General features: G+C 69.5%; 20 protein-coding genes. 12 read left to right on the top strand and 8 right to left on the bottom strand.

Going from position 1 to position 24,163, the window contains the following annotated elements; all coding sequences use genetic code 11:
• Positions 1 to 22: 22 nt before the first annotated feature.
• The 5 genes from CJ010_RS22950 to CJ010_RS22930 form a co-directional block, all read right to left on the bottom strand.
• Positions 23 to 1,432 (bottom strand): tetratricopeptide repeat-containing protein, encoded by a 1,410-nt coding sequence (locus tag CJ010_RS22950; protein ID WP_141020208.1) that lies wholly within the window; start codon positions 1,430 to 1,432, stop codon positions 23 to 25.
• 39 nt (positions 1,433 to 1,471) lie between these two features.
• Positions 1,472 to 2,650 (bottom strand): patatin-like phospholipase family protein, encoded by a 1,179-nt coding sequence (locus tag CJ010_RS22945; protein WP_141020207.1) that lies wholly within the window; start codon positions 2,648 to 2,650, stop codon positions 1,472 to 1,474.
• A 61-nt stretch (positions 2,651 to 2,711) separates the two neighbouring features.
• Positions 2,712 to 3,311 (bottom strand): hypothetical protein, encoded by a 600-nt coding sequence (locus CJ010_RS22940; protein WP_141020206.1) that lies wholly within the window; start codon positions 3,309 to 3,311, stop codon positions 2,712 to 2,714.
• Between the two features lie 214 nt (positions 3,312 to 3,525).
• Positions 3,526 to 5,010 carry a YdgA family protein gene (locus CJ010_RS22935; protein ID WP_168225010.1) on the bottom strand — a complete coding sequence of 495 codons (1,485 nt, stop codon included), beginning with the start codon at positions 5,008 to 5,010 and terminating at the stop codon, positions 3,526 to 3,528.
• Between the two features lie 166 nt (positions 5,011 to 5,176).
• Positions 5,177 to 5,635 (bottom strand): bacteriohemerythrin, encoded by a 459-nt coding sequence (locus tag CJ010_RS22930; protein WP_141020204.1) that lies wholly within the window; start codon positions 5,633 to 5,635, stop codon positions 5,177 to 5,179.
• A gap of 301 nt (positions 5,636 to 5,936) precedes the next feature.
• On the opposite strand from CJ010_RS22930, the gene CJ010_RS22925 reads away from it, so the two are divergent.
• The 7 genes from CJ010_RS22925 to CJ010_RS22895 all read left to right on the top strand — a co-directional run bounded on the left by CJ010_RS22925 (position 5,937) and on the right by CJ010_RS22895 (position 16,401).
• Positions 5,937 to 7,220 (top strand): class I SAM-dependent methyltransferase, encoded by a 1,284-nt coding sequence (locus CJ010_RS22925; RefSeq protein WP_141020203.1) that lies wholly within the window; start codon positions 5,937 to 5,939, stop codon positions 7,218 to 7,220.
• A 104-nt stretch (positions 7,221 to 7,324) separates the two neighbouring features.
• Positions 7,325 to 8,623, top strand: coding sequence for a glutamate--cysteine ligase (gene gshA / locus CJ010_RS22920; RefSeq protein WP_141020202.1), 1,299 nt, complete (start codon positions 7,325 to 7,327; stop codon positions 8,621 to 8,623).
• A 15-nt stretch (positions 8,624 to 8,638) separates the two neighbouring features.
• Positions 8,639 to 9,595, top strand: a complete 957-nt coding sequence (gshB, locus tag CJ010_RS22915; RefSeq protein ID WP_141020201.1) for a glutathione synthase — start codon at positions 8,639 to 8,641, stop codon at positions 9,593 to 9,595.
• On the top strand, positions 9,595 to 10,641 hold the full coding sequence (locus CJ010_RS22910; RefSeq protein ID WP_205754848.1) for an FAD:protein FMN transferase: 1,047 nt from the start codon (positions 9,595 to 9,597) through the stop codon (positions 10,639 to 10,641). Before gshB ends, CJ010_RS22910 begins: the two co-directional genes overlap by 1 nt.
• A 118-nt stretch (positions 10,642 to 10,759) precedes the next feature.
• The gene (locus tag CJ010_RS22905; protein WP_240794447.1) at positions 10,760 to 11,668 is read left to right on the top strand and encodes a DUF6279 family lipoprotein; all 909 of its coding nucleotides are present in this window, start codon (positions 10,760 to 10,762) and stop codon (positions 11,666 to 11,668) included.
• 82 nt (positions 11,669 to 11,750) lie between these two features.
• Positions 11,751 to 15,431 carry a bifunctional proline dehydrogenase/L-glutamate gamma-semialdehyde dehydrogenase PutA gene (gene putA, locus CJ010_RS22900; RefSeq protein WP_141020200.1) on the top strand — a complete coding sequence of 1,227 codons (3,681 nt, stop codon included), beginning with the start codon at positions 11,751 to 11,753 and terminating at the stop codon, positions 15,429 to 15,431.
• Between the two features lie 82 nt (positions 15,432 to 15,513).
• The gene (locus CJ010_RS22895) at positions 15,514 to 16,401 is read left to right on the top strand and encodes a DMT family transporter (protein WP_141020199.1); all 888 of its coding nucleotides are present in this window, start codon (positions 15,514 to 15,516) and stop codon (positions 16,399 to 16,401) included.
• Here CJ010_RS22895 and CJ010_RS22890 read toward each other — a convergent pair.
• Positions 16,398 to 17,303, bottom strand: coding sequence for a LysR substrate-binding domain-containing protein (locus CJ010_RS22890; RefSeq protein WP_141020198.1), 906 nt, complete (start codon positions 17,301 to 17,303; stop codon positions 16,398 to 16,400). The two genes, CJ010_RS22895 and CJ010_RS22890, sit on opposite strands and share 4 nt — an antisense overlap.
• A 134-nt stretch (positions 17,304 to 17,437) precedes the next feature.
• Between CJ010_RS22890 and CJ010_RS22885 the strand changes: the two genes are divergently transcribed.
• Both CJ010_RS22885 and CJ010_RS22880 read left to right on the top strand, forming a co-directional pair.
• Positions 17,438 to 17,788 carry a DUF2917 domain-containing protein gene (locus CJ010_RS22885; protein WP_168225009.1) on the top strand — a complete coding sequence of 117 codons (351 nt, stop codon included), beginning with the start codon at positions 17,438 to 17,440 and terminating at the stop codon, positions 17,786 to 17,788.
• Positions 17,789 to 17,853: 65 nt separating this feature from the next.
• The gene (locus tag CJ010_RS22880; RefSeq protein WP_141020196.1) at positions 17,854 to 18,468 is read left to right on the top strand and encodes a 2-hydroxychromene-2-carboxylate isomerase; all 615 of its coding nucleotides are present in this window, start codon (positions 17,854 to 17,856) and stop codon (positions 18,466 to 18,468) included.
• On the opposite strand, the gene CJ010_RS22875 is transcribed toward CJ010_RS22880, so the two are convergent.
• Entirely contained in the window at positions 18,465 to 19,097 is a 633-nt protein-coding gene (locus tag CJ010_RS22875; protein WP_141020195.1) for a hypothetical protein, read from the bottom strand. The genes CJ010_RS22880 and CJ010_RS22875 overlap by 4 nt on opposite strands.
• Positions 19,098 to 19,166: 69 nt before the next feature.
• Here CJ010_RS22875 and CJ010_RS22870 point away from each other — a divergent pair, with 69 nt between their 5' ends.
• Positions 19,167 to 21,098, top strand: a complete 1,932-nt coding sequence (locus CJ010_RS22870) for an ATP-binding cassette domain-containing protein (protein ID WP_141020194.1) — start codon at positions 19,167 to 19,169, stop codon at positions 21,096 to 21,098.
• Positions 21,099 to 21,132: 34 nt separating this feature from the next.
• Here CJ010_RS22870 and CJ010_RS22865 read toward each other — a convergent pair whose 3' ends face one another.
• Positions 21,133 to 22,335 (bottom strand): HD-GYP domain-containing protein, encoded by a 1,203-nt coding sequence (locus CJ010_RS22865; RefSeq protein WP_141020193.1) that lies wholly within the window; start codon positions 22,333 to 22,335, stop codon positions 21,133 to 21,135.
• Between the two features lie 155 nt (positions 22,336 to 22,490).
• Here CJ010_RS22865 and thrH point away from each other — a divergent pair, with 155 nt between their 5' ends.
• Positions 22,491 to 23,102: a bifunctional phosphoserine phosphatase/homoserine phosphotransferase ThrH gene (thrH, locus tag CJ010_RS22860; RefSeq protein ID WP_141020192.1), complete on the top strand. Its 612-nt coding sequence runs from the start codon at positions 22,491 to 22,493 to the stop codon at positions 23,100 to 23,102.
• 102 nt (positions 23,103 to 23,204) lie between these two features.
• Positions 23,205 to 24,080, top strand: coding sequence for a formyltetrahydrofolate deformylase (gene purU, locus CJ010_RS22855; protein ID WP_141020191.1), 876 nt, complete (start codon positions 23,205 to 23,207; stop codon positions 24,078 to 24,080).
• Positions 24,081 to 24,163 lie beyond the last annotated feature (83 nt).

Genomic DNA, 24,163 nt, shown 5'->3' with positions numbered 1-24,163 from the left:
GTACGCCGCCGGCGCCGGCCGTTCAGGGCCGGCGTGCGGCGATGTCGGTCAGCAGGCTGCGCAGCAGGGCGCCTTGCTCCAGCCGGGTGGTCTGCATCCATTCCGCCACGGGCAGCGCGCGCGCCTCGGCGTCGAGCTGGGTCGCCCGGGCTTCGTCACCGAGGCCGACCGCCGCCTCCCACAGGATGGCGAGCTGCCAGTAGCGCGCCGCGGTCGCGCCCTCGTCGCGACATCGCGGCGCATCCATGGCGCCCGCATCGGCGGCGCGGCGCAGCAGTTCCCCGCGGATGCGCCGCGCCTGGACCAGGTCGGCGGTGGCTTCGTCGTGTGCGGCGCCATCGCCCCGGCGCAGCGCTTCGAGCGCCCGCACGTCGAACAGGAAGGCGAGGTTGATGCCGTTGTAGCCGTCCTGGCGCAGGAAGTAGCCGCGCTCGTAGGCGTTGATCGCCTCGTCCAGATCGGCCGGCTGGCGGTGCGCGTCCCACAGCCGCTTGTGAACCGCGCCCCACAGGCCGAGGGTTTCCGGATCGTTGGTGGTGGCCGGACCGAGTTCCAGCAGGATGCTGCGCGCCGCCTGCAATGCGGCTTCGGTCGTCGGTTGGCGCGATTTGTAGGTGGCGAAGGCGAGCTGCTGCAGCACGAAGGGATCGTTGGGGCGCTGCACCCGCACTTGTTCGAGCAGCATGCGCGCGGTGGCGAAGTCGCTCGGCTGGCCCGGCGGCGGATTGATGCAGGCGCGCGCCGCCTCGAGCAGGGCCTTGGCGGTGGGCGGCACGGCTTCCGGCGCGGCGGGAGGCGGAAGCGGCGAGCCCGGCAGCGGTACAGCCGGAGCTGGCGGCGGCGATGGCGGTGAGGCGAAGGGATCGGCCCCGGCTGGCGGCGGTGGGCTGCCGACCGGCTCCCGCGCGTCCGCCATGCGCGGCACCCCCCGCGGGGCGGGTTGCGGCGGCTGCAGTTCGGGCAGGAAGGTGTAGACCGGGCTGTCGGTGGCGTTGCCGGCGAGCAGTGCTTCGATCGCCTGCTGCAGTTCGGTGCGGAAGCGCTTGGCTTCCTTGTAGCCGACCTCTTCACCCAGATGGCGATAGCGGCGGATGGCGATGTGGCTGACGTCGAAGGGATTGCGGAACTGCTCCTCGGCGACGATCAGCGTGGCGCGCGGACGCAGGCCGTAGCGCACGCCGAGCTCGAAGGCGGCATTGACGTTGTAGGTGGAGAGATCGGCGATGACGAGGTCGGCCTCCAGCAGCATTTCGTACATCGGTTTGTCTATGGTGCCGCTGTGCACGATCTCGTCGGCGCGGACGCAGTCGAGCCCGGCCGCTTCCACCGCCTCGCGGATGATTTCGTAGGAGGCGTCGAGGTCGAGGATGCGGCCGTCGGTGTAGTCGGTCTTCTTGCCGAAGCCCTGGATCACGAAGCAGGTGCCCTTCATCGCTCGCCCCTCCGGAATGGCGCGGAACCCGGGTGGGCCTCAGGCGAAGCCCCGCAGGTGGTCGATGCTCACATGCGCTTCGGCATAGGTGCGGCCGACACGCTGGATGTCGTCGATGTGGGCGATGGAATCCAGCTGCTGCACGTGCTCCGCGGCAACGTCGGCCAGGCCGAGCGCGTCCAGGCCGGCGCGGCTGACGTCGGGGTCGTAGCGGACGTAACCGAACAGCTTGGTGCCGGTCCAGTTGGGCGCGCTGCCCGGCGTCATCACCATGTCGCCGAACTCGCGGTCGATGGCGGCGCCGTGGCGGCATTCGCCCAGGCTGCGGCAGGCCATGTCCCAGCCCGCGGAGGCGGCGTTCATCAAGGCCGACGGGATGTTCTTCGCATGGTCGAGCAGCCATTCGTCGTCGGCGCCGAGGCTGGGGCGGGCCTTGGCGGCGCTGCCGGTGCCGACCGAGACGATCATCAGCTTGTCCGCTCCGGTTTCCCAGTTGATCGCGTAGGGCCGGGTAGTCGCCATCTGGAAGGCGAGGAAGGCCGGGTTGTTGTAGGTGGTGACGCCGCCGTCGACGAAGACGAAGCGGTATTCGTCCGGCGTGCCCTCGGCGAAGGTCACCACCTCGGGCGGGAAGAAGGTGGGCGCGGCGGTGCTGGCGCGCACCAGCTGCCACAGCGGCAGGCGCAGGTTGCAGTCCTTGCGGGCGGGTTGGTTGTAGCGGGCGAAGGGATTGTTGGAGATCGGCCACGGCGAATCGGTACTGTGGTTGCGCATCACCAGCATCAGCAGGGTTTGCAGGCGGGCCGCGCCGAGCGTGGCATGGGCTTCGGCGGCTGCCGGCGTGTGCCCGAGCGCGCGGTCGAACTCGGTGCGCAGCTTGGCGGCGAGCGGCTCGTCCTCGTAGCTGTAGCGCAGGCGCTTGAAGAGCGAGGCCTTGTCGAACATCTGGGCGCCGCTGTCGATGTAGAAGCTGCGGATGCGGTCCATTTCCATGCCGCTGGCGATGCAGGTGGCGATCACCGCGCCGGTGCTGGTGCCGCAGACGAAGTCGAACCAGTCGGCCAGCACCAGGTCGGGCTTGTCCAGCCGCTTGCGCAGCGCCGCTTCCAGCCGGGCGAGGATTTCCACGCTGATCAGGCCAAGGATGCCGCCGCCGTCGCAGGCGAGGATCTTCTTGGGGCCGGGCTGCTGGATGCGGTCTATCAGGGGCTGGTTCATGCTGGCCTCCGTGTGGGTAGGGCGCGGGTCCGGTGCGGAATCGGCAGCTGTCCCCGCCTGTTCAGGGCGGGATGCGTATCACCTCGCCGCCGCGCCGCCGGGTTTCGGCCACCATGTGCGCGGTGCCGCCGGCGCCGTCGCCGCCTTCACCATTCCACAGGCAGACCAGTTTGAGCCGGTCGGCGCCCCAGGCGAGCGCGGTATCGAGCAGCCACAGGTTGCAGCGTTCGAAGGGGTTGGTGACAGCGGCGTCGCTGCCGCCGGCCGCCGGCTCCCGTGTCATGACGCGCGGCGGACGGTCGAGGCGGGCGCGCACGGCGTAGAAGCGCTCGCGCCAGTGTTCGCCGTGGGCGGCGGGCAGCACCGAGCGGCGCACGAATTCATCGACTTCGAAGGGCAGCAGCAGTTGCATGCGGACGCCGCGCTGAAGCGCGGCTTCGGCGAACAGCAGGTCGGCGCCGGCGGCGCCCTGGGTGTAGCCGATGTCGGCCGGCCCGGCGCCGAGCGCATCGAGCGCCTCGGCGATGCGGGCGGCGGCGTGCGCTTCGCGCGCCGGCGGAAAGCGGGGCGCCGGGCGATCCGGTGCGTCCATGATGTGGCCGCTGAACAGGAAGACCTGGCGTGGATGGAGGGGCGAGGGCGGGTGGTCGGAGACGGACATCGGCGCGGGGCTCCCGGTGGGGCGTCGGTCCGCGCCGCTGCGGGCGGGGCCGGGTCTCGTCTGAGTGTAGAAGATGGCGGCGGCTTATGGCAGCCGAGAACGGGTGAGCGCCGCTGCGTGCGGACCGGCAGCCCCGCGCTGCCGGCCGGCATGCCGTCGCCCGCGCCTTGCACGCGGGCGAGCTGGCGGACGCGGGGCGTCCGCCGGGAAAGCCTTATTCGGCTTCCATTTCGTCCAGCATTTCCACGTCTTCTTCGGTCATGTCGTGATCGTGCTCATGCTCGCCGCCGCCGGCGAGTTCGCCGAGCGCCAGCGGGTTGAAGGGCTTGCCGTTGATGGTGAGCTGGCCCTGGCGGAACACCAGCGCGGACTTCACCAGGCCAGCTTCCTGGGTGACATAGCCCTGCGCGGTGAGGCCGGCGAGCTGCTGGTTGAAGCGCGCGGCCTTGCGTGCCCCGACCTCTCCGTCGCCCTGCCAGGCGGTGAGCAGGCCGAGCGGCAGCGCGGCTTCGCCGCTGGCGTCGACCTTGCCGATCAGGGCGAAGGCGTTGGAGTAGTCCTCCGGCTTGATGTCGGCCAGCTTGATGCGCGCGGCGACGCGGGCTTCGCCGTGCGGGCTGTTGAAGCTGATGCGGTCGAGGCTGATCTCCGGCGAGTGCGACAGCAGCTCCATTGCCGGCCCGCTCAGCGCGCTCAGCGCCGCACCGGCAGCGTCGCCGGTGGAGGCCAGGGTGGGGTCGCCCGAGACCTTCATCAGTTCGCGGTAGAGCTTGGCGGTGGTGCGGGCGTGCAGGTGCTTGAGCGAGAGGTCGTAGTGGGCCGGGCCGTAGTCCTGGTCGCCGACCTTGACCACCGCCGCGCCGATGCGGGCGACGATGTCGAGGAATTCGCCGTTCACCGGGGCCTCGATGTCGTAGGCCAGCTGCTGCAGCAGCACCGGCATCGACGCTTCGTCGGCGCCGGCCTTGGGCTGGAAGCTCAGCTCGGCGGCGGACAGCTTCTGGGTGCCGGCGTAGAGCAGGGCGTCGTCGTCGAACACCCGCTGCTGCTTGCCTTCCAGCGCCAGGCCGGCGAGCACCAGGCGCATGCTGTCGTCCTCGATTTCGAGCTTGGGCGCGTTGCCCTGCAGGCTGTACTGCTTCAGGCCGGCGCTGAAGTCGAGGTCGAGCTTGACGCCGTCCCAGCTCACGCGGCTGGCCGAACCGTCGCCGTTGGCAGGCAGGGTCGTGGCGAAGGCCGGGCTGGTGAGCGTGCCGGTGCCGCCGCCGTCGAAGCGATACACCGTGTGCAGCTCGACCGGCTTGCGGTCGCCCAGCACGGTGGCGATCTCCTTGCGCGCGGCCTCGTCCAGCACCAGTTCACTGTCGGCCACTGCCGCGGCCAGGGTGGAAAAGCCGGGCAGCGGACCGTGCTTGATCCGGGTGAGTACCGTCAGCCGCAGGGGTTGGGCCGCTGCGCCTTGTTCGCCTTCGGCGGTGGCAGGGCGCGGATCGGCGAACTCGACGGTGACCGTTTCGGTGGCGCCGAACACGCCGCGGTCGTAGTTGCGCTCGACCACGCGCAGATAGGGCAGATCGGCAAGCTGGGCGTACTGCTCGTTCAGCGCGGTCTCGACGCGCTGGCCGAGATACCAGGCGGACGCGGGGTAGGCGAGGGCGACCGTGGCAGCGACCACGGCGATCCGGACGGGAGTATTCATACGGGGTGTGTTCCTGCGGGTAAGGGCGCCGGGCGCCATGTTCGACGACACGCGAGTATGCCGAATGCGCGTTGCCGCGTCGATCATGGCCTGCGCACCCTGCGCACCCTGCGCGACCGGCTGGTCGGGCGCATCCTGGTCGAGAACAGGCGCTACGCCGCCCGCTTCAGCGGAAGAAGCGGCCGAGCGCGCGGGCGACCCAGCCTTCCTTGCGGTCGTCGGTGGTGATGGCGTCCAGCTGCGGCTTGACCGAGCTGATGTAGTCGGCGTCGTCGCGCTTGATGTGGTTGATCAGCCAGGCGCTGAGCAGCTTGTGGGTTTCCTCGGCGACGTTCTCGCCGGCGTTGAAGCGGTCGCGGTATTCGTTCACCCGGCGCACGAAGAGTTCGTGCACTTTCCTGTGCGGCTTGACGAAGCGATAGCCGGCCTCTTCCTGCAGGCTCTCCTCGAAGGCGAAGTGCGACAGCGTGTAGTCGACCAGTTCGTCGAGCACCTTGCCGACCATGGTGCGATCCTGCTTGGCCTGCGCGCCTTCCATCTGGTTGATGTAATCGACGATGCGCCGGTGCTGCTGATCGATGACGGTGATTCCGGTATCGAGGTCGCTGGTCCACACGATGGCCACTCGGTGTTCTCCTGGAAGGGCGTGGTTCGAAGGTCGCGCCGCATTGCGGTACGCGTGACGATGCGGCAGATCCTGCTGCGCGATGACATTCGCGTTGCCTGCGAGTCGGCGGTGAAGCCCGGCATTATAGCGAAGTCATAATCGATGAATTATTTGAAATATTTTCGCATGCAGAAGTAATGGCAATGGCTGCCGCATGGCAAGAGTCGCAGCGTGGCGGGAGCTTGCGCGCCTTGACCGCGCCGGATGCGATGACCAGAATGCGCCGTTGCCGCTTCACCCCCGCCTGCCAGCCCGCCCCATGTCCGTTCCCTTTGCGTCCGCGCCGGCGCTGCCCGACGCCAATCCCCAGTTCGCGCTGGGATTGCGCGATGTCGTGTCGCTCGGCCAGGTGTTCACGCCGCCGGCGGTGGTCCAGGCGATGCTCGCACTGCGGCGCAGGAACGGGCGCGTGCTGGAGCCGTCCTGCGGCGACGGCGCCTTCAACCGTCATCTGCCCGGCGCGGTGGCGATCGAGCTCGATGCCGATCATTGCCCTGCGGGTGCGCTCAATCTCGATTTCTTCGCCTATCCGGACAGCGAACGCTTCGACACCGTGATTGGCAATCCGCCTTATGTCCGCTTCCAGGACATTCCGGCGGCGACCCGCAAGCTGCTCGGCGGCGGCCAGGCGGCCTGTCTCGACGGGCGCTCCAACCTCTACCTGTTCTTCGTCGAGAAGTGCATCCGGCACCTGGTGCCGGGCGGCGAGCTGATCTTCATCACGCCGCGCGACTTCCTCAAGGCGACCTCGGCGGTGAAGCTCAACCGCCTGCTCTACGAAGCCGGTTCGATCACCGATGCGATCGAGCTCGGCGATGCCCGCGTGTTCGACGGCGCGGTACCCAACTGCCTGATATGGCGTTTCGAGAAGGGCCGCAGCGAGCGGCACATGCGTTACGCCGAACTGGGTGCCGCGGACGATGCCGCGGCGGTGCTGGCGGCGCCGCGCTGGGAGACGCGCCACTTCCTCGAATGCGGCGGCCACCTGATGTTCGTGCGCGGCGACTATCCGCTGCGTCTGGCGGATGTGGCCTTCGTCAAGGTCGGCGCGGTGTCCGGCGCCGACGACCTCTACGCGGAGCCGGCGCTGGGCGGGCGCGATTTCGTCTGCTCCGCCACCGTGCGCAGCGGATGCACCCGGCGCATGCTGTGGGTCGAGCCGGGCGATCCGCCGCCACCGCCCTTGCTCGCCCACAAGACACGCCTGATCGGGCGCAAGGTGGCGCGTTTCGATGAGACCAACTGGTGGCACTGGGGGCGGATGCACTTCCGCAGCCCGGCGCCGCGGGTCTATGTAAACGGCAAGACGCGCGCCCCGCAGCCCTTCTTCATCCATCCGTGCACGGATTACGACGGGTCGGTGCTGGCGGTCTTTCCGCGTCGCGCGGACGTCGATCTGGACGCCTTCCGCGCAGCGCTCAACGCGGTGGACTGGGCCGATCTCGGCTTCGTCTGCGACGGCCGTTTCCTGTTCACCCAGCGCAGTCTGGAGCAGGCGCCGCTGCCGACGGAATTTTCCCGCTTCCTGCCTGCCGAACCCTGAGCCGGAACCGCCCGGAGGCGGCTTGAGGCTTTGGTGTAACATTCGGCGCAAACCATTTCCTGCCGCGGTATCCCTCGCCGCGATCCATTCCGAGACTCGCTCCCATGGTCCCTCACCTCACCACCGCGCTGACCGGCCCGCTGCTGGAACTGGAAAAGCAGTTCCTCGACCGCGCCACCGAAATCGAGAAGTGGTTCCGCATCCAGTGGCAGGATCACCTGCCGCCCTTCTACGGTTCCACCGACCTGCGCAATTCCGGCTTCAAGCTGGCCCCGGTCGACCTCAACCTTTTCCCCGGCGGTTTCAACAACCTCAACGACGCCTTCATGCCGCTGTGCGTGCAGGCGGCGCAGGCGGCGATCGAGCGCATCTGTCCCGACGCCAGCAAGCTGCTGCTGATCCCCGAGAACCACACCCGCAACCAGTTCTACCTGCAGAACGTGGCCAAGCTGGTGAGCATCCTCAAACTCACCGGGCTCAACGTGCGCATCGGCAGCCTGTTGCCCGACATCACCGAGCCGACCGTGCTGGAGCTGGACAACGGCGCCCGCCTCAAGCTCGAACCGCTGCGCCGCAGCGGCGGCCGTATCGGCCTGGACGGCTTCGACCCCTGCGCGGTGCTGCTCAACAATGACCTCTCCGCCGGCGTGCCGGCTGCGCTGCAGGGCCTGGACGAGCAATGGGTGATCCCGCCGCTGCACGCCGGCTGGCACTTCCGCCGCAAGTCGCGCCATGCCGCAGCCTACGATCGTGTCGCGCGCGAGTTCGCCGGGGCCATCGGCATCGACCCGTGGCGGATCAACCCGGAATTCGGCGTCTGCGGCCAGATCAATTTCCAGGAGCGCACCGGCGAGGAATGCCTGGCGGCGCAGGTGGACATGCTGCTCACCCGCATCCGCGCCAAGTACAAGGAATACGGCATCACCGACGAGCCCTTCGTGGTGGTCAAGGCCGATGCCGGCACCTACGGCATGGGCGTGATGACGGTCAAGGATCCGTCCGAGGTGGTCGGGCTCAACCGCCGCCAGCGCAACAAGATGGCGGTGGTGAAGGAGGGCCTGGAGGTGCACGAGGTCATCATCCAGGAGGGCGTGCATACCTTCGAGACGGTGGATGGCGCTGTCGCCGAGCCGGTGGTCTATATGATGGACCACTACGTGGTGGGCGGCTTCTACCGCGTGCACACCGAGCGCGGCCGCGACGAAAACCTCAACGCACCGGGCATGCTGTTCAAGCCGCTGGCCTTCGAGACCTGCTGCACGCTGCCCGATTCCGCCCAGGGGCCGGATGCGCCGCCCAACCGCTTCTACGCCTACGGCGTCGTGGCGCGCCTGGCGCTGCTGGCGGCTTCGGTGGAGATCGAGGAAACCGAGCCGGTCGAAACCGACGATCTCGCGGTCTGAGCGGCGCCCACGATCATGACCCAGAAGCTCAAGCTCGCCTTCATCGTCGATCCGCTCGACGCGCTCAAGGCCTACAAGGATTCCAGCATCGCGATGATGCGCGCCGCCGCCGCTCGCGGCCACCAGGTGTGGACCATCCAGCGCGAGGCGCTGGCGTGGCGCGACGGCGCGGTGTTCGCGCATGCCGTGCCGGTGACGCCGCTGCCGTCGGACGAGCCGTGGTACGCAGCGGGCGAGGCGCAGCGGTTGCCGCTCACCGCCTTCGACGCGGTGCTGATGCGCCAGGATCCGCCCTTCGACTTCGAATACGTCACCGCCACCTGGCTGCTGGAGGCCGCGGTCGCGGCCGGCGCACGCGTGTTCAACGACCCGCGCGCGATCCGCGACCACTCCGAGAAGCTCGCCATCACCGAATTCCCCCAATTCACCCCGACCTCGCTGGTGGCGCGCGACCCGGCCGACATCCACGCCTTCATCGACGAGCTCGGCGACGTCATCCTCAAGCCGCTCGACGGCATGGGCGGCAGCCAGATCTTCCGTGTCGGCGCCGCTGACCCCAACCGCAACGTCATCGTCGAGACGCTCACCCACGAGGGTACGCGCACCATCATGGCGCAGCGCTATCTGCCGGCCATCGTCGACGGCGACAAGCGGGTACTGATCGTCGGCGGCGAGGTCGTGCCTTACGCGCTCGCCCGCATCCCCAAGGCCGGCGAGACGCGCGGCAATCTGGCGGCCGGCGGGCGCGGCGTGGCCATGGCCATCACCGCGCGCGAGCGCGAGATCGCCGAATACCTGGCGCCCATCCTGTGGCAGCGCGGCCTGCTCATCGTCGGCCTGGACGTGATCGGCGGCCATCTCACCGAGATCAACGTCACCAGCCCCACCTGCATGGTCGAGATTGCCACCCAGGCCGGCTTCGATGTTGCCGCGCTGGTGGTGACCAAGCTCGAAGAGGCCTGCGCCGACTGATGGCCGCGCTGTTCGCCCGGCTGCGCACGGCCGGCCTGCTGCTGTGCCTGGCCGTGGCGCTGGCCGCGTGTTCGCGCGCCGAGGTCCGGCACAAGGAATCCTATGTCTTCGGCACCCGCGTCGACGTTGCGGTGTACGGCAACGACGCGGCCCAGGCCGACACCGCAATGGCGGCTGTGCTGGGCGAGTTCGACCGACTGCACCGCGCCTACCACGCCTGGGAACCGTCCGAACTGACCACGCTGAACGCAGCGCTGGCGCGCGGCGAAACCGTCACCGTGTCGGACGAGCTGGCCGCGATGCTGCGCGACGCCCAGCGCATCGCCGCGATCGGCGACCAGCTTTTCGACCCGGCGCTCGGCGGCCTGATCGAGCTGTGGGGATTTCACACCGATACCTTCGTGCCGCAGCGGCCCGATCCGGCCAGGGTCGCCGCGCTGCTTGCCGCCGCGCCGCGCATGAGCGATCTCGTCATCGACGGCAAGCGGGTGGCCAGCCGCAACCCGGCGGTGCAGCTCGACCTCGGCGGCTATGCCAAGGGCTACGCGCTCGACCGGGCGGCGACCATCCTGCGTCAGCAGGGTGTGGCCAATGCGTTGATCAACATCGGCGGCAACGTCATGGCGCTCGGCAAGAAGGGCGACCAGCCCTGGCGTGTCGGCATCCAGCACCCGCGTGAAGCCGGCCCGCTGGCGTCGCTGCCGCTCTACGACGGCGAGGCCATCGGCACCTCGGGCGACTACCAACGCTATTTCGAACTCGACGGCGAGCGCTACGCCCACCTGCTCGATCCGCGCACCGGCCAGCCGGCGCACGGCACCCAGTCGCTCACCGTGCTGATCACCCCGCGTGCCGACGCTGGCACATTGTCGGACGCCGCCAGCAAGCCCGCCTATATCGCCGGCGACGGCTGGCGCGAGCAGACCCGCCGCTTCGGCATCGACCATGCGCTGCGGGTGGCGGCGGACGGTCGTATCGAGGTCACGCGCGAACTGCGCGCCCGTCTGCAGCTGCCTTCCGGCGTCAAGATGGACGTGGTGGACTGAACCGCCCGCCGGCGCGCCTGCACCGCGCTGCGGTAAGGGCGGGAGCACGGCCCGCGGCGGCAGCGCCCGGACCTTGCCGGGCTGAAACTTTAGGCGCGGGGCGGCGCTCTCACCGGCCATGCGCGTCCCGCCTTTTTTCCGCCCCTCGCTCCGCCTGCGCTGGCTGCTGCCTTGCGTGCTGGCGGCAGTGCTGGCCGCTTGCGGCATGCGCTTTGCCTATTCCCATCTCGACTGGCTGCTGCCCTGGTACCTGAGCGACTACGTCACGCTCGACCGCGACCAGCGCAATCTGCTCGATGCCCGCCTCGCCGACCGCCTGGCCTGGCACTGCCGCCAGCAGCTCGGTCCCTATGCCGAACTGCTGCGGCGGGTCGAGGCCGACTTGCGGCGCGGCCGCATCGAAGCGGCCGAACTCGATGCCCATCTCACCCGCGCAGAAAGCCTGTGGCGCGAGCTGATGGTGGCCATCACTCCCGACGCCCGCGCCTTGCTCGAGTCGCTCAGCGACGAACAGACGGCCGAACTCGCCGCCGCCTTCCGGCGCCGCAACCGCGACGCGCGCGAGGACTTCCTCGACGGCAGCCCGGCCGAGCTGCGCGAGCGCCAGGTCGAACGCATGGAAAAGCGCCTGCGGCCCTGGCTGGGTCGCCTGCAGCCGGATCAGCGCCGTTTGATCGAGCAGTGGAGCGATGCGTTGACGCTGTCGACCGCACAGTGGCTGGCGCAGCGCGAGCGCTGGCAGGCGAACCTGCTGGCCACGCTCGGCCAGCGCCGCCAGCCCGCCGTCTTCGAGGCCCGCTTGCGTCCCTTGCTGGTCAGCCCCGATGCCGGGTGGCCGGCCGACTATCGTGCCCGGGTCGCGCACAACCGCAGCCAGACGGTGGCCCTGCTGGCGGGCCTGCTCAACAGCGCCACACCCGGCCAGCGCGAGCAGCTGTTCGGCGAGATCGACGCCTGGGCGCGTCAGTTCGAGCTGCGCGCCTGCGCACCGGCGGCGCTGCCGGCGCAGGCGGCGGCCCGCCCCTGAGCCCTCGCGCCGTCTTCCCGTTGCCGGCGCATGGTGGGAAGATGCGGACATGCCGTCCGGATCGGATCGAGGAGGCGCGCTCATGAAGTTCGCTGCGGATATCCCGGAGTCCCTCGACGGCCTGCGTGCCGCGATCACCGCCGCCTGCAGGCGTGACGAAGCGAGCTGCGTGGCCGCGCTGGCGGCCGAGCTGGAGCAGCGGCGCGTGGCCTTGCAGCTCGATCCGGCCGCGGTCGATGCGCGTGCCCGCGCGCTGGTGGCCGACGTGCGCCGCCGCCGCCACGGCGCCAGCGGCGTCGACCAGCTGATGCACGAGTTCTCGCTGTCCAGCCAGGAAGGCGTGGCGCTGATGTGCCTGGCCGAGGCCCTGCTGCGCATTCCCGACCGCGCCACCGCCGACCGCCTGATCCGCGACAAGATCGGCAAGGGCGACTGGCGCCCGCACCTGGGCCACAGCGGTTCGCTCTTCGTCAATGCCGCCACCTGGGGCTTGCTGATCACCGGCAGGCTGGTCGCTACCCGCAGCGAGCGCGCGCTCGGCGGGGCGCTCAGCCGCCTGCTTGCGCGCGGCGGCGAACCGGTGGTGAGACGCGGCGTCGACTTCGCGATGCGCCTGCTCGGCCAGCAGTTCGTCATGGGCGAAACCATAGACGCGGCCTTGCGCCGCAGCCGCGACAACGAGCTGCGCGGCTATGCCCATTCCTTCGACATGCTGGGCGAGGCGGCGCTCACGGCTTCCGACGCCGAGCGCTACACCCGTGCCTACGAGGATGCGATCCACGCTATCGGCGCGGCCAGCGCGGGGCGCGGCCCCTATGCCGGGCCGGGCATCTCGATCAAGCTGTCGGCGCTGCACCCGCGCTACTGTCGCGCCCAGCGCCGGCGGGTGCTGGCCGAACTGCTGCCGCAGCTGACCGCGCTGATGGGCCTGGCGCGCGGCTACGACATCGGCGTGAACATCGATGCCGAGGAATCGGACCGGCTGGAACTCTCGCTCGAACTGTTCGAGCGGCTTGTCGCCGATCCGGCGCTGGCGGGCTGGAACGGGCTGGGTTTCGTGGTCCAGGCCTACCAGAAGCGGGCGCCCGGCGTGATCGACTATCTGGTCGATCTGGCCCGCCGCAGCGACCGCCGGCTGATGATACGGCTGGTGAAGGGCGCCTACTGGGACAGCGAGATCAAGCGCGCCCAGATCGATGGGCTGGCCGGCTATCCGGTCTATACGCGCAAGCCGCATACGGACCTCGCCTACCTGGTCTGCGCCTGCCGCCTGCTGGCGGCAACCGAGGCGGTCTATCCGCAGTTCGCCACCCACAATGCCCACACCCTGGCGGCGGTGTACGAGATGGCGCTGGCGGCGGGCGCCGGCGGGCTCGGCCGCGAGTACGAGTTCCAGTGCCTGCACGGCATGGGCGAAAGCCTGTACGACAGCGTGGTCGGCCCGGCGCAGCTCGGCCGCCTGTGCCGCATCTACGCGCCGGTCGGCAGTCACCAGACCCTGCTGCCCTACCTGGTACGGCGGCTGCTGGAGAACGGTGCCAACACGTCCTTCGTCAATCGCATCGTCGACGAGCGGGTGCCGGTCGATGCGCTGGTTGCCGATCCGCTGGCCGTGGTTGCCGCCGAGGGCGGCGGGCCGCATCCGGCGATACCGCTGCCGGCGGCGCTGTACGGCGCCGCGCGGATCAACTCGGCGGGCCTGGACCTGGCGAGCGATGCCGTGCTCGCCACGCTGGAAACCGGTCTCGGCGCACTGGCCGAGCGCCACTGGTGGGCCAGCCCGCTGCTCGCCGCCGCCGGGCCCGATGAAGCGGCGTGCCGCCAGCGCGCGCGGCCGGTGACGAATCCGGCCGACAGCACGGAGGTCGTCGGCAGCGTGGTCGAAGCCGGCGCCGAGGAGGTGGCCGGCGCGATCGCGGCGGCGGTGGAGTACGCTCCGGCATGGTCCGCGGCGCCGGCCGTCCTGCGGGCGACCTGCCTGGAGCGCGCCGCCGAACTGTTCGAAGCACATCGCATCGACTTCGTCAGCCTGTGCGTGCGCGAGGCCGGCAAGACCTGGGGCAACGCCGTTGCCGAGCTGCGCGAGGCGGTCGATTTCTGCCGCTATTACGCCGCCCAGTCGCGCAGCCTGACGCCACCGGCGGGGGCCGCGCCGGGGCCGCTGGCCTGCATCAGCCCGTGGAATTTCCCGCTGGCCATCTTCGTCGGCCAGGTTGCGGCAGCCCTGGCCGCCGGCCGGCCGGTACTGGCCAAACCGGCGATGCAGACGCCGCTCACCGCGGCCCTGGCGGTCCGCCTGCTGCACGAGGCCGGCGTGCCGCGCGCCGCGCTGCAGCTGCTGCCCGGTCGCGGCGCCAGCGTGGGCGCTGCGCTGGTGGCGGACGAGCGTGTCGGCGGCGTGCTGTTTACCGGTTCCACCGAGGTGGCCCGCCAGCTCAACCGCAGCCTCGCGCGGCGGCCGGCGACAGCGCCGGAACCCTGCCTGATCGCCGAGACCGGCGGTCAGAACGCGATGATCGTCGATTCGTCCGCGCTGCCCGAGCAGGTGGTGCAGGACGTGCTGGTGTCCGCCTTCGACAGCGCCGGCCAGCGCTGCTCGGCCTTGCGGGTGCTGTGCCTGCAACGCGAGGTCGCCGACCGCCTGCAGGCGATGCTGGTCGAGGCGATGCAGGAACTGCGCATCGGCGACCCGGCGCGGCTGGATACCGACGTCGGTCCGGTGATCGACGCCGCTGCCGCTGCGGAGCTCGAAGCTCATGTGGCGCGGATGCAGGCGGCCGGGCGCCACGTCTTCCGGCTGCCGCTGCCCGCGGCTTGCGCTGGCGGAAGCTACGTGGCGCCGACCCTGATCGAGATCGATGCGCTCACCGACGTGCCGCGCGAGGTGTTCGGTCCCGTCCTGCATGTGTTGCGCTTCGAGGCTGTCGAGCTGGAAGGGCTGATCGCCGCGATCAACGCCACCGGCTACGGCCTGACCGGCGGCCTGCACGGCCGCATCGACGAGACCGTGGACCGCGTGGTCGCGGGTCTCCACGTCGGCAACCTCTACGTCAATCGCAACATGATAGGCGCGGTGGTCGGCGTCCAGCCTTTCGGTGGCGAAGGCCTGTCCGGCACGGGACCGAAGGCCGGCGGGCCGCTCTACCTGCATCGCCTGCTGGGCAGCGGCACGCTGTCGCCGGTCGCGCTGGGCGCGACTCCGCCAGAGCCGGCGGCCGACGGTGGCGCACTCGGCGTGCTGGCGCGCTGGGCGCAGGCCGAAGGCGAACACGCGCTGGTGCGCGCCTGCGCCTACTACGGCGCCAACAGCCTGAACGGCAGCCTGCTGACCCTGCCGGGGCCGACCGGCGAGCGCAATACGTTGCGCTTCGTCCCGCGCGGAGCGGTGTTGTGCGTGGCGTCGTCCGCGGCCGCGTTGCTGGAGCAACTGGCCGCGGTGCTGGCGACCGGCAACGCCGCCCTGTTCGAGGCGGGTGCGCCTGCCTACCAGGTGGCCGCCTGTCTGCCGGCGTTCTTGCCGGGCTGGCTGGGCGTGCGCGGCCATGCCGCCGAACCGGCGCTGGCCGCCGCGCTCTACGAGGGCACCCCCGACGGTGTCCAACGCCTGCGCACCCAGCTTGCCGAACGTCCGGGCGCGCTGCTGCCGGTGATCCTGCCGGGGGCGGACGGGCGCTACCCGCTGCACCGGCTGGTCACCGAGCGGGTGGTGAGCATCAACACGGCGGCCGCCGGCGGCAATGCCACGCTGATGACCCTGGGCTGACGATCGCCGGCCGGCGGGGCGGGCGGGCTTGTCGGGCGCATATACTGCGCACTCAGAACCACAAGAAACGGAGCGCGCCCCGATGCCCCCCAAGCAGCACCTCGACCGCCTTGCCATCGGCCTGATGATCCTGCTGTGCATGATCTGGGGCGTGCAGCAGGTCACCATCAAGATCGCCAATGCCGGCATCTCGCCGGTGCTCCAGGCCGGCTTGCGTTCCATCGGCGCCACCGTGCTGGTGTTCGCCTGGGCGAGGCTGCGCGGCGTCCGCCTGTTCGCGGCCGACCGCAGCCTGCGGCCCGGACTGGCGGCCGGCGTGCTGTTCGCGGTCGAATTCGCGCTGATCTTCTGGGCGCTCGAATACACCACGGCTTCGCGCGGCGTGATCTTCCTCTATACCGCGCCCTTCTTCGTCGCCCTCGGCGCGGTGTGGCTGCTGCCGCACGAACGCATGCGGCGCCCCCAGTGGGTGGGCATGGCGCTGGCGTTCTCGGGCATCGTCGTGCTGTTCGGCGAGAACCTGCTGCAGCCGGCCGGGCGCGCCTGGATCGGCGATCTGATGATGCTGGTGGCGGCGATGCTGTGGGCTGCGACCACGCTCACGGTGAAAGCGTCGGCACTGGCCACGGCGGCGGCGGAGAAGACCCTGCTCTATCAACTGGCGGTGTCGGCAGTGGTGTTGCCGCTGCTGTCCTTCGGCTTCGGCGAGGCGGGGGTGTTCGCGCCGAGCGCCGGCGTATGGGCCAGCCTCGCCTTTCAGACCGTCGTGGTGGCTGCCGCCAGCTATGTCAGCTGGTTCTGGCTGATCCGCCACTATCCGGCGACGCGGCTGTCGTCGTTCTCCTTCCTGACGCCGGTGTTCGGTGTGCTGGCCGGCGGCCTGCTGCTGGGCGAGGCGCTGACGCCGGCGGTATTCATCGCGCTCGCGCTGGTCGGTGCCGGCATCTGGATCGCTAACCGGCCCACCTAACCGGCCGCCGCGCCGGCGGCCTCCTTCACCCATTCGGCGAAGCGTGCCACCTCCGGCCGCAGCGGGCGGGGCGCGGGCACCAGCCAGAAGCCGCGTCCTTCCACGGTGAAGCGTTCGCTGCCGACCGCCATCAGGCGACCGTCCTCGAGCATGGGATCGACCAGCACCGCGCGGCCGAGCGCAACGCCCAGGCCGGTGGTTGCGGCGTGGATGAGCTGGTCGTAATGGCTGTAGCCGATGCGCGAACGCGGCCGCAGCGATTCCAGCCCGGCGGCCGCCAGCCAGTGATCCCAGCGTATCCAGGGAAAGCCGGGTTCGTCGTAGTCGAGCAGGGTGAGCTGAGGCAAGGTGGCGGCGTTCAGCGTCAGGCCGGTGGCGACCGAGGGGTGGGCGACCGGGAACAGGGTTTCGCCGAACAGCTTGACGGAGCCGGCCGGCGCATCGCGATCGGCGCAGTAGCGTAGCGCGAGGTCGATGTCTTCGCGGGCGAGATCGACCACGCGGTTGCCGGCGGCGATGCGCACCTCGGTGTCGGGGTGACGGGCCTGGAAGTCCCGCAGGCGCGGCACCAGCCACAGCGCCGAGATGCCGATCGACGCGGTGACCGTCACCGGCCGTGTGCCCGGCTGGCGCAATGCCGTCGCCAGCGTGCCGTATTCGTCCAGCCAGCCCTCGGCGGCGGCGGCCAGCCGGCTGCCGGCGGCGGTGAGCGCCAGGCTGCGCACGCCGCGTACGAACAAGGGCGTGCCCAGGGCGGTTTCCAGCGCCTGCACCTGGCGGCTGATCGCCGACTGGGTGAGGCAGAGTTCGTCGGCGGCGCGGGTGAAGGACAGGTGGCGGGCGGCGGCGACGAAGCCGCGCAACGGGTCCAGCGGCGGCAGCTGGAGGAGCGGGTTATGCATGCGTTTCTCGCATGAATGTGATGCGAATTGACCGTTTGTGACGAGCTTAGGCGATGACGATACTGCATTCAAGGCAGCAGGGGGTGAGGCAATGGGCGCCACCGCCTGCCGGCCGCGACCTGAAGGAGATCGTCATGGATGCGCAAAACGGGATCATCGAATACCAGCTGGCAGCGCGTGCGTCGGTGGTGCTGACGCGCGCGGCCGGGCTGGAGGTGCGCTGCCGCGCGGGCAGCGTCTGGCTCACCCAGTACGGCGACGATCGCGACATCGTCCTCCGTCCGGGCCAGTCCTTCGTGCTATCGCTGGCGACGGCGGTGGTGATGTCGTCGGCGCAGGGCGCAAGCCTCAGCGTGCAGCGGGTGGCGCCGGCCGCTGCCGCGGGTGCGCCGCGCAGCCTGCTGCGCCGGCTTGCGGGCTGGTTCGATCCGCGCGGCTGCAGCGCGGTGGCGCGACAGCTGCGTGGCCGCCTGGCGATGCTATAAACGGCGGACAGCACCGCGCCCACGGGTCTTCTATAGTGGCAAGGTCAGCCACCGCGGGAGCCCCCATGCAGCGTCCGGTCGTCGAGTTCTGGTTCGAGTTCGCCAGTACCTATTCCTACCTGGCCGTGATGCGTATCGAGCAGGCGGCCGACGAGGCGGGCGTGGATGTCGCCTGGCGGCCCTTCCTGCTCGGTCCGGTGTTCCTCGCGCTCGGCTGGAACGATTCGCCCTTCAACATCTATCCGCCCAAGGGGCGCTACATGTGGCGCGATCTGGCGCGGCTGGCGGACAAATACCGTTTGCCCTTCCGCATGCCGAGCCGCTTTCCGCGCAACGGCCTGCTGGCGGCGCGGGTCGCACTGGTGGGCGAGACCGAGACCTGGGTGGCCGCGTTCGCGCGCGCGGCGATGAAGGCCAATTTCGCCGAGGACCGCGAGATCGGCGAGCCCGGGGTGATACGCCAGATCCTGCAGGCGCAGGGCTTGCCGGCAGAAGACATCATGGCGCGGGCGCAGAGCGAGGATATCAAGGCCGCACTGCGCAGGCAGACCGAACGTGCGGCGGAACTGGGTCTGTTCGGCGCACCGAGCTTCCGCGTCGGCGACGAGCTGTTCTGGGGCAACGACAGGCTGGAAGACGCGCTTGCCTGGGCGCGTCGTCCGCCGCAGCCGGCAGCCTAGCGGCCGGAACTCTCGCGCGCTTTCTTTTCCTCGTATTCGCGCAGGCGCTCGTCGTAGCGGGCGCGGTCACGCGCGGCCTGTTCCGCGCGTGCGGCGGCTTCCGCCTCGGCGGCGCTGCGCTGGCCGGCGCGCTCGGCGTCGCGCGCGGCACGGGCGGCACGCGCCTCGGCTTCGGCGCGTTCGAGCGAGCTGGCACGCTCGCCGCGGGTGACTTCCGCTTCCGGCGTCGGTTGCACTACCGCTTTGTCGTCGGTCGAGGGGGCGGACGGCGACAGCGGGGCGTCGGTGGTACGGCGTCCCGTCTGGGCGGCGGCACGCTGGCGTTCGGCCAGATCGAGCTTGCGCGCTTCGGCTTCGAGCGCGCGGGCACGCTTGATCGTGGCCAACCGTTCCTGCTTGGCCTGGTCGATGCAACGGTTGACCAGGACATGGGCGTAGCACTTGGGTTCGGTGGCGAGGAAGGTGGCCTCGGCTTCGTCGCGCAGCGCCTTGGCTTCGTCCTTGAGGCGGCTGCTGCGTTCGGCGTCGGTGATGCCTGTGCTGGCCGCCGCGCTGTCGGCGGCGTGGACTGACGGGACAGCGAGGGCGAAGAGCAGGCAGAGCAGCGTGACGGCAGGACGTGCGGACATGCGAAATCGGGGTCGCGTGACGGGGATGCGTAGAATAACGCCTTTAGTCCCCAGCGCGGGTTTCCGTTCGTGATCAGTTTCCGCAACCTACGCCTGGCGCGCGGCGCCAGGACACTCATCGAAGGCGCCAGCCTGCAGATCCATCCCGGCTGGAAGGTCGGCCTGACCGGTGCCAACGGCAGCGGCAAATCCAGCCTGTTCGCCATGCTGCGCGACCAGCTCCATCCCGACCAGGGCGATCTCGACATGCCGCCGGGCTGGGTGATCGCCCACGTTGCCCAGGAAACCCCGGGCCTGCCGCAGCCGGCGATCGACTACGTGCTCGACGGCGACGCCGAACTGCGCCAGGTCGAGGCCGCGCTGGCGAAGGCGGAGGCGGAGCACGACGGCAGCCACATCGGCGAACTCCACGCCCGCCTGCACGAGATCGGCGGCTACGCGGCGCGCGCCCGCGCCGCGGCGCTGCTCGACGGCCTCGGTTTCCTGCCGGCCGACATCGAACGCCCGGTGGCGGATTTCTCCGGCGGCTGGCGCATGCGGCTCAATCTGGCGCAGGCGCTGATGTGCCGTTCCGACCTGCTGCTGCTCGACGAGCCGACCAACCACCTCGACCTCGACGCGGTGATCTGGCTCGAGGCCTGGCTGCGCGACTACCGCGGCACCCTGCTGCTGATCTCGCACGACCGCGAGTTCCTCGATGCCTGCGTCACCCACGTCGCCCACATCGAACAGCAGAAGCTCACGCTCTACACCGGCGGCTATTCGGATTTCGAGCGCCAGCGTGGCGAGCGCCTGATCCAGCAGCAATCGATGTTCGAGCGCCAGCAGCGCGAGATCGCGCACATGGAAGACTACATCCGCCGCTTCCGCGCCAAGGCTACCAAGGCGCGCCAGGCGCAGAGCCGGATCAAGGCGCTGGAGCGGATGGAGCGCATCGCCGCGGCGCACGTCGATACGCCGTTTTCCTTCAGCTTCCGCGACTGCCCGGCGGCGCCCGATCCGCTGCTGCAGATCGAGGACGGCGCGGTCGGCTACGGCGGGCGCACGGTGCTGGACCGCATCGTGCTGACGCTGCGCCCGGGCGAGCGCGTCGGCCTGCTCGGCCGCAACGGCGCCGGCAAATCGACGCTGATCAAGCTGCTGTCCGGGCAACTGGCCCTGAGCGCCGGCCGCCGGCTGGAAGGCAAGGGGCTGGCGACCGGCTATTTCGCCCAGCACCAGCTCGAAACCCTGCGCCCGGACGAATCCGCGCTGCAGCACATGACCCGGCTCGACCCGGCCGCGCGCGAGCAGGACCTGCGCGACTACCTCGGCGGCTTCGATTTCCGCGGCGACGGCGTCGGCGGCACCTCGACCCCGGCGACCACGCCCTGCGCGCCCTTTTCCGGCGGCGAGAAGTCGCGCCTGGCGCTGGCCTTGCTGATCTGGCGGCAGCCCAACCTGCTGCTGCTCGACGAACCGACCAACCACCTCGACCTCGAAATGCGCCACGCGCTGACCCTGGCGCTGCAGGACTACGAGGGCGCGATGGTGCTGGTGTCGCACGACCGCGCGCTGCTGCGCGCCACCTGCGACCGCTTCCTGCTGGTCGACGACGGACGCGTCCAGCCCTTCGACGGCGACCTCGACGACTACCGCGACTGGCTGGCCATGCGCCGCGCCGAAGCGGCCGCCGCGGCACAGTGCCCCGACCAGGCCGCCGACAAGGCGGCGCGCAAGGCCGACCGCGCCCAGGCCGCGGCCGACCGCCAGGCGCGGCTGGCGGCGCGTCGGCCGCTGGTGAAGGAACTCGACCAGATCGACAAGAAGCTCGCCGGCTGGAACGGCGAGAAGAAGCTGCTCGACGCGCGCCTGGCCGATCCGGCACTGTACAGCGGCGGCGACAGCGCCCAGCTGCAGACCCTGCTCAAGCGTCAGGCAGAACTCGCCGGCTGGATCGAGGAGGCGGAGCTGCGCTGGCTGGAGCTTTCCGAGACACTGGAGGGCATACCGGCCGACTGAGCGGCCTGGCACGCGCTCGCGCCAGCCCGGCGGGTCAGGTGGCGAGCCAGCGTGCCGGATCGATGTTCCAGGTCTCGAAGTCCTCGTAGCCGGCGATCCTGTCCTGCGAACGACGCAGGTCGACGATCTCCGGCGTCAGGTAGTGCCCCTTGGTGTGATGGATCACCTTCACCGTCGGCTGCAGCAGGTGGTCGGCGTGCTGCTCCTGAACCACCGCAAGCCGTCCGCTCTCCAGCCGCACCAGCGAGCCGCTGGGATAGATGCCGATGCTGCGGATGAAGGCCTGCACCAGTTCCGGCTTGAAGTGGAACTTGCTCCACTCGAGCAGCTTGCGCAGGGCTTCGGTGGGGGGCATGCCCTTGTGATAGACGCGGTTGGAGGTGAGGGCGTCGTAGACATCGACGATGGCGCCCATCTGGCCGTAGAGGCTGATCTCGTCGCCCTTGAGCTTGTTGGGGTAGCCGGTGCCGTCGTAGCGCTCGTGGTGCTGGGCGGCGACGTCGAGGGCGATGTCGCTCACTCCCGGCGTGTAGAGCAGGATGACCTTGCTCTGCACCACGTGGTTCTTCATCTTTTCGAACTCGGCATCGGTCAGCTTGGCCGGCTTGTTGAGGATGGCGTCGGGTACCTTGGCCTTGCCGACGTCGTGCAGCAGCGCGCCGATGGCGATCTCGCGGATGATCTCGCGCGGCAGCTCTAGTGCGCGCGCGAACGCGGTCATCAGCGCACACACCGACACCGAGTGCAGGAAGGTGTATTCGTCGTGGTGCTTGAGCCGCGCCAGCGGCAGCAGCGCGTCCTGCTGGCGGAAGATGGAGCTGACGATCTGCTCCACCAGCGGCTCGACCTGCTCCATCTCGATCTGCTTGCCCAGCCTCACGTCGCCCATCATGTTGCGCACGATGCGATGGGCGTCGCGGTGCAGGCCGCGGGCGCGCTGCATTTCGTCGGCCAGCGAGGCCGGCGAGAAGGCCGGTGCCGGCGCCGTGGCGATCGCCTCGATCTTCTCGTCGACCGCCAGCTCGGCTTCCTCGCGCGTCGGAGCGTCGGCAAGGTCCAGGCCGCGTTCGGTGTCGATGTAGACCTCGTGCACACCGATGTCGCGCACCCGCGCCACCGTCGCCGTATCCTGCACGGCGAAACGGTTGCGCACGAAGTTGTGTTCTATCCAGCCGCAGTTGAGGTCATGGATGAACATGCCGGGCTGCAGCTGCTCGATGGGGATGAGCTTGATCATGGAAGCGGGCGTTTTTCTGCGAAGTATGGTTGCTGGACGCCGCCTCGCCCAGTTTTGCGCGCGCGCTGTCGAGAACTCCGCCACGGCCGGCCTCAAATCGTGGCCGTGGCTGCTAAAATCCCGCCTTTGCCGTTTTCTCGCTCACAGGAGTGCCCGTGCGTATCGTCTGTCTCGACCTCGAAGGTGTGCTGGTTCCCGAAATCTGGATCGAATTCGCCGAGCGCACCGGCATTCCCGAACTGCGCCGCACCACGCGCGACGAGCCGAACTACGACACGCTGATGAAGTACCGGCTCGACATCCTGGCGGCGAAGAAGCTCGGCCTGCCCGACATCCAGGACGTGATCGCCAGCATGGGTCCGATGGCCGGCGCGCGCGAGTTCCTCGACGACCTGCGCAACACCTACCAGGTGGTCATCCTGTCCGACACCTTCTACGAGTTCGCCAAGCCGCTGATGGTGCAGCTGGGGCTGCCGACCCTGTTCTGCCACAGCCTCGAAGCCAACGACGAAGGCATCCTGGTGAACTACCACCTGCGCATGCCTGACCAGAAGCGCGAGGCGGTCAAGCGCTTCAAGGAACTCAACTTCAAGGTGGTCGCCGCCGGCGATTCCTACAACGACACCGCCATGCTGGGCGAAGCCCACGGCGGCATCCTGTTCCATCCGCCGGAAAACGTGATCCGCGAATTCCCCCAATACCCGGTGGTGCGCGACTACGCCGCGCTGCGCGCCGAGATCGACAAGGCTTTTGCCAAGGTCGAGTGACCTTGGCAAAAGCCCTTCGGCGAGTGTACGGCCCCTGCTCGCTGCACTCGCCGCCCCCCTAGGGGGCTCAGCCTCTCCAACGAACTCCGGCAGTATCCAGCCATGCACCGCGAACGTTTCTACACGCTCTCCGCCTCCTGTCCTGACCGCGTCGGCATCGTCGCGCGCGTGTCGGGTTTCATTGCCGAGCACCGCGGCTGGATCCTCGAGACCTCGCTGCATGCCGAGCCGCCCGCCGAGGGTGAAGCGGTCGGTCGCTATTTCATGCGCATCGAGATCCGCGCCGACTCGCTGCCTTTTCACCTCGCCGAGTTCCGCGAGCGCTTCCGGCCGATCGCCGAAGAGCTGGAAATGGACTGGCAGATCAACGATTCGGCGGTCAAGCGCCGTGTCGTGCTGCTGGTGAGCAAGCAGGAGCATTGCCTGTACGACCTGCTCGCGCGCTGGCAGTCGAAGGAGCTGGACATCGAGATCCCGTGCGTGATCTCCAACCACGACACCTTCCGCGGCTTCGTCGAGTGGCACGGCATCCCCTTCCATCATGTGCCGGTCGGCGCTGACAACAAGGCATCCGCCTACGCCGAAGTGCAGCGCATCTTCGAGGAAGTGCGCGGCGATACCATGGTGCTGGCGCGCTACATGCAGATCCTGTCGCCCGAGCTGTGTGCTGCCTACCCGGGCCAGATCATCAACATCCATCACAGCTTCCTGCCCAGCTTCGTCGGTGCCAGGCCCTACCACCAAGCCTACGCGAAGGGCGTGAAGCTGATCGGCGCGACCTGCCACTACGTCACCGCCGATCTCGACCAGGGGCCGATCATCGAGCAGGACGTGATCCGCATCGACCATTCCGATTCGGTCGAGGACATGGTCCGCTACGGTAAGGACATCGAGAAGACGGTGCTGGCGCGCGGCCTGCGCTACCACCTGGAAGACCGCGTGCTGGTGCACGGTAACAAGACCATCGTGTTCCGCTGAGGCGGTTTCCGTCGCAACACGAACGGGGCGCCGCGGCGCCCCGTTTTCATTGCTGTTGCCCGTCCGTAAACAAAAAAGGGCGC

The organism is Azoarcus sp. DD4, from assembly GCF_006496635.1.
GTDB lineage: Bacteria > Pseudomonadota > Gammaproteobacteria > Burkholderiales > Rhodocyclaceae > Azoarcus.
This window is presented reverse-complemented; position numbering and strand designations above follow the sequence as displayed.

Bases quoted from the DNA above. Each gene is read 5' to 3' on its own strand.
- CJ010_RS22880 (WP_141020196.1), top strand. From the start codon at position 17,854: ATGCAGCGTCCGGTCGTCGAGTTCTGGTTCGAGTTCGCCAGTACCTAT.
- CJ010_RS22875 (WP_141020195.1), bottom strand. From the start codon at position 19,097: ATGTCCGCACGTCCTGCCGTCACGCTGCTCTGCCTGCTCTTCGCCCTC.
- CJ010_RS22885 (WP_168225009.1), top strand. From the start codon at position 17,438: ATGGATGCGCAAAACGGGATCATCGAATACCAGCTGGCAGCGCGTGCG.
- gshA (WP_141020202.1), top strand. From the start codon at position 7,325: ATGGTCCCTCACCTCACCACCGCGCTGACCGGCCCGCTGCTGGAACTG.
- purU (WP_141020191.1), top strand. From the start codon at position 23,205: ATGCACCGCGAACGTTTCTACACGCTCTCCGCCTCCTGTCCTGACCGC.
- CJ010_RS22865 (WP_141020193.1), bottom strand. From the start codon at position 22,335: ATGATCAAGCTCATCCCCATCGAGCAGCTGCAGCCCGGCATGTTCATC.
- CJ010_RS22935 (WP_168225010.1), bottom strand. From the start codon at position 5,010: ATGAATACTCCCGTCCGGATCGCCGTGGTCGCTGCCACGGTCGCCCTC.
- CJ010_RS22945 (WP_141020207.1), bottom strand. From the start codon at position 2,650: ATGAACCAGCCCCTGATAGACCGCATCCAGCAGCCCGGCCCCAAGAAG.
- gshB (WP_141020201.1), top strand. From the start codon at position 8,639: ATGACCCAGAAGCTCAAGCTCGCCTTCATCGTCGATCCGCTCGACGCG.
- CJ010_RS22940 (WP_141020206.1), bottom strand. From the start codon at position 3,311: ATGTCCGTCTCCGACCACCCGCCCTCGCCCCTCCATCCACGCCAGGTC.
- CJ010_RS22895 (WP_141020199.1), top strand. From the start codon at position 15,514: ATGCCCCCCAAGCAGCACCTCGACCGCCTTGCCATCGGCCTGATGATC.
- CJ010_RS22925 (WP_141020203.1), top strand. From the start codon at position 5,937: ATGTCCGTTCCCTTTGCGTCCGCGCCGGCGCTGCCCGACGCCAATCCC.
- putA (WP_141020200.1), top strand. From the start codon at position 11,751: ATGAAGTTCGCTGCGGATATCCCGGAGTCCCTCGACGGCCTGCGTGCC.
- CJ010_RS22890 (WP_141020198.1), bottom strand. From the start codon at position 17,303: ATGCATAACCCGCTCCTCCAGCTGCCGCCGCTGGACCCGTTGCGCGGC.
- CJ010_RS22905 (WP_240794447.1), top strand. From the start codon at position 10,760: ATGCGCGTCCCGCCTTTTTTCCGCCCCTCGCTCCGCCTGCGCTGGCTG.
- CJ010_RS22910 (WP_205754848.1), top strand. From the start codon at position 9,595: ATGGCCGCGCTGTTCGCCCGGCTGCGCACGGCCGGCCTGCTGCTGTGC.
- CJ010_RS22950 (WP_141020208.1), bottom strand. From the start codon at position 1,432: ATGAAGGGCACCTGCTTCGTGATCCAGGGCTTCGGCAAGAAGACCGAC.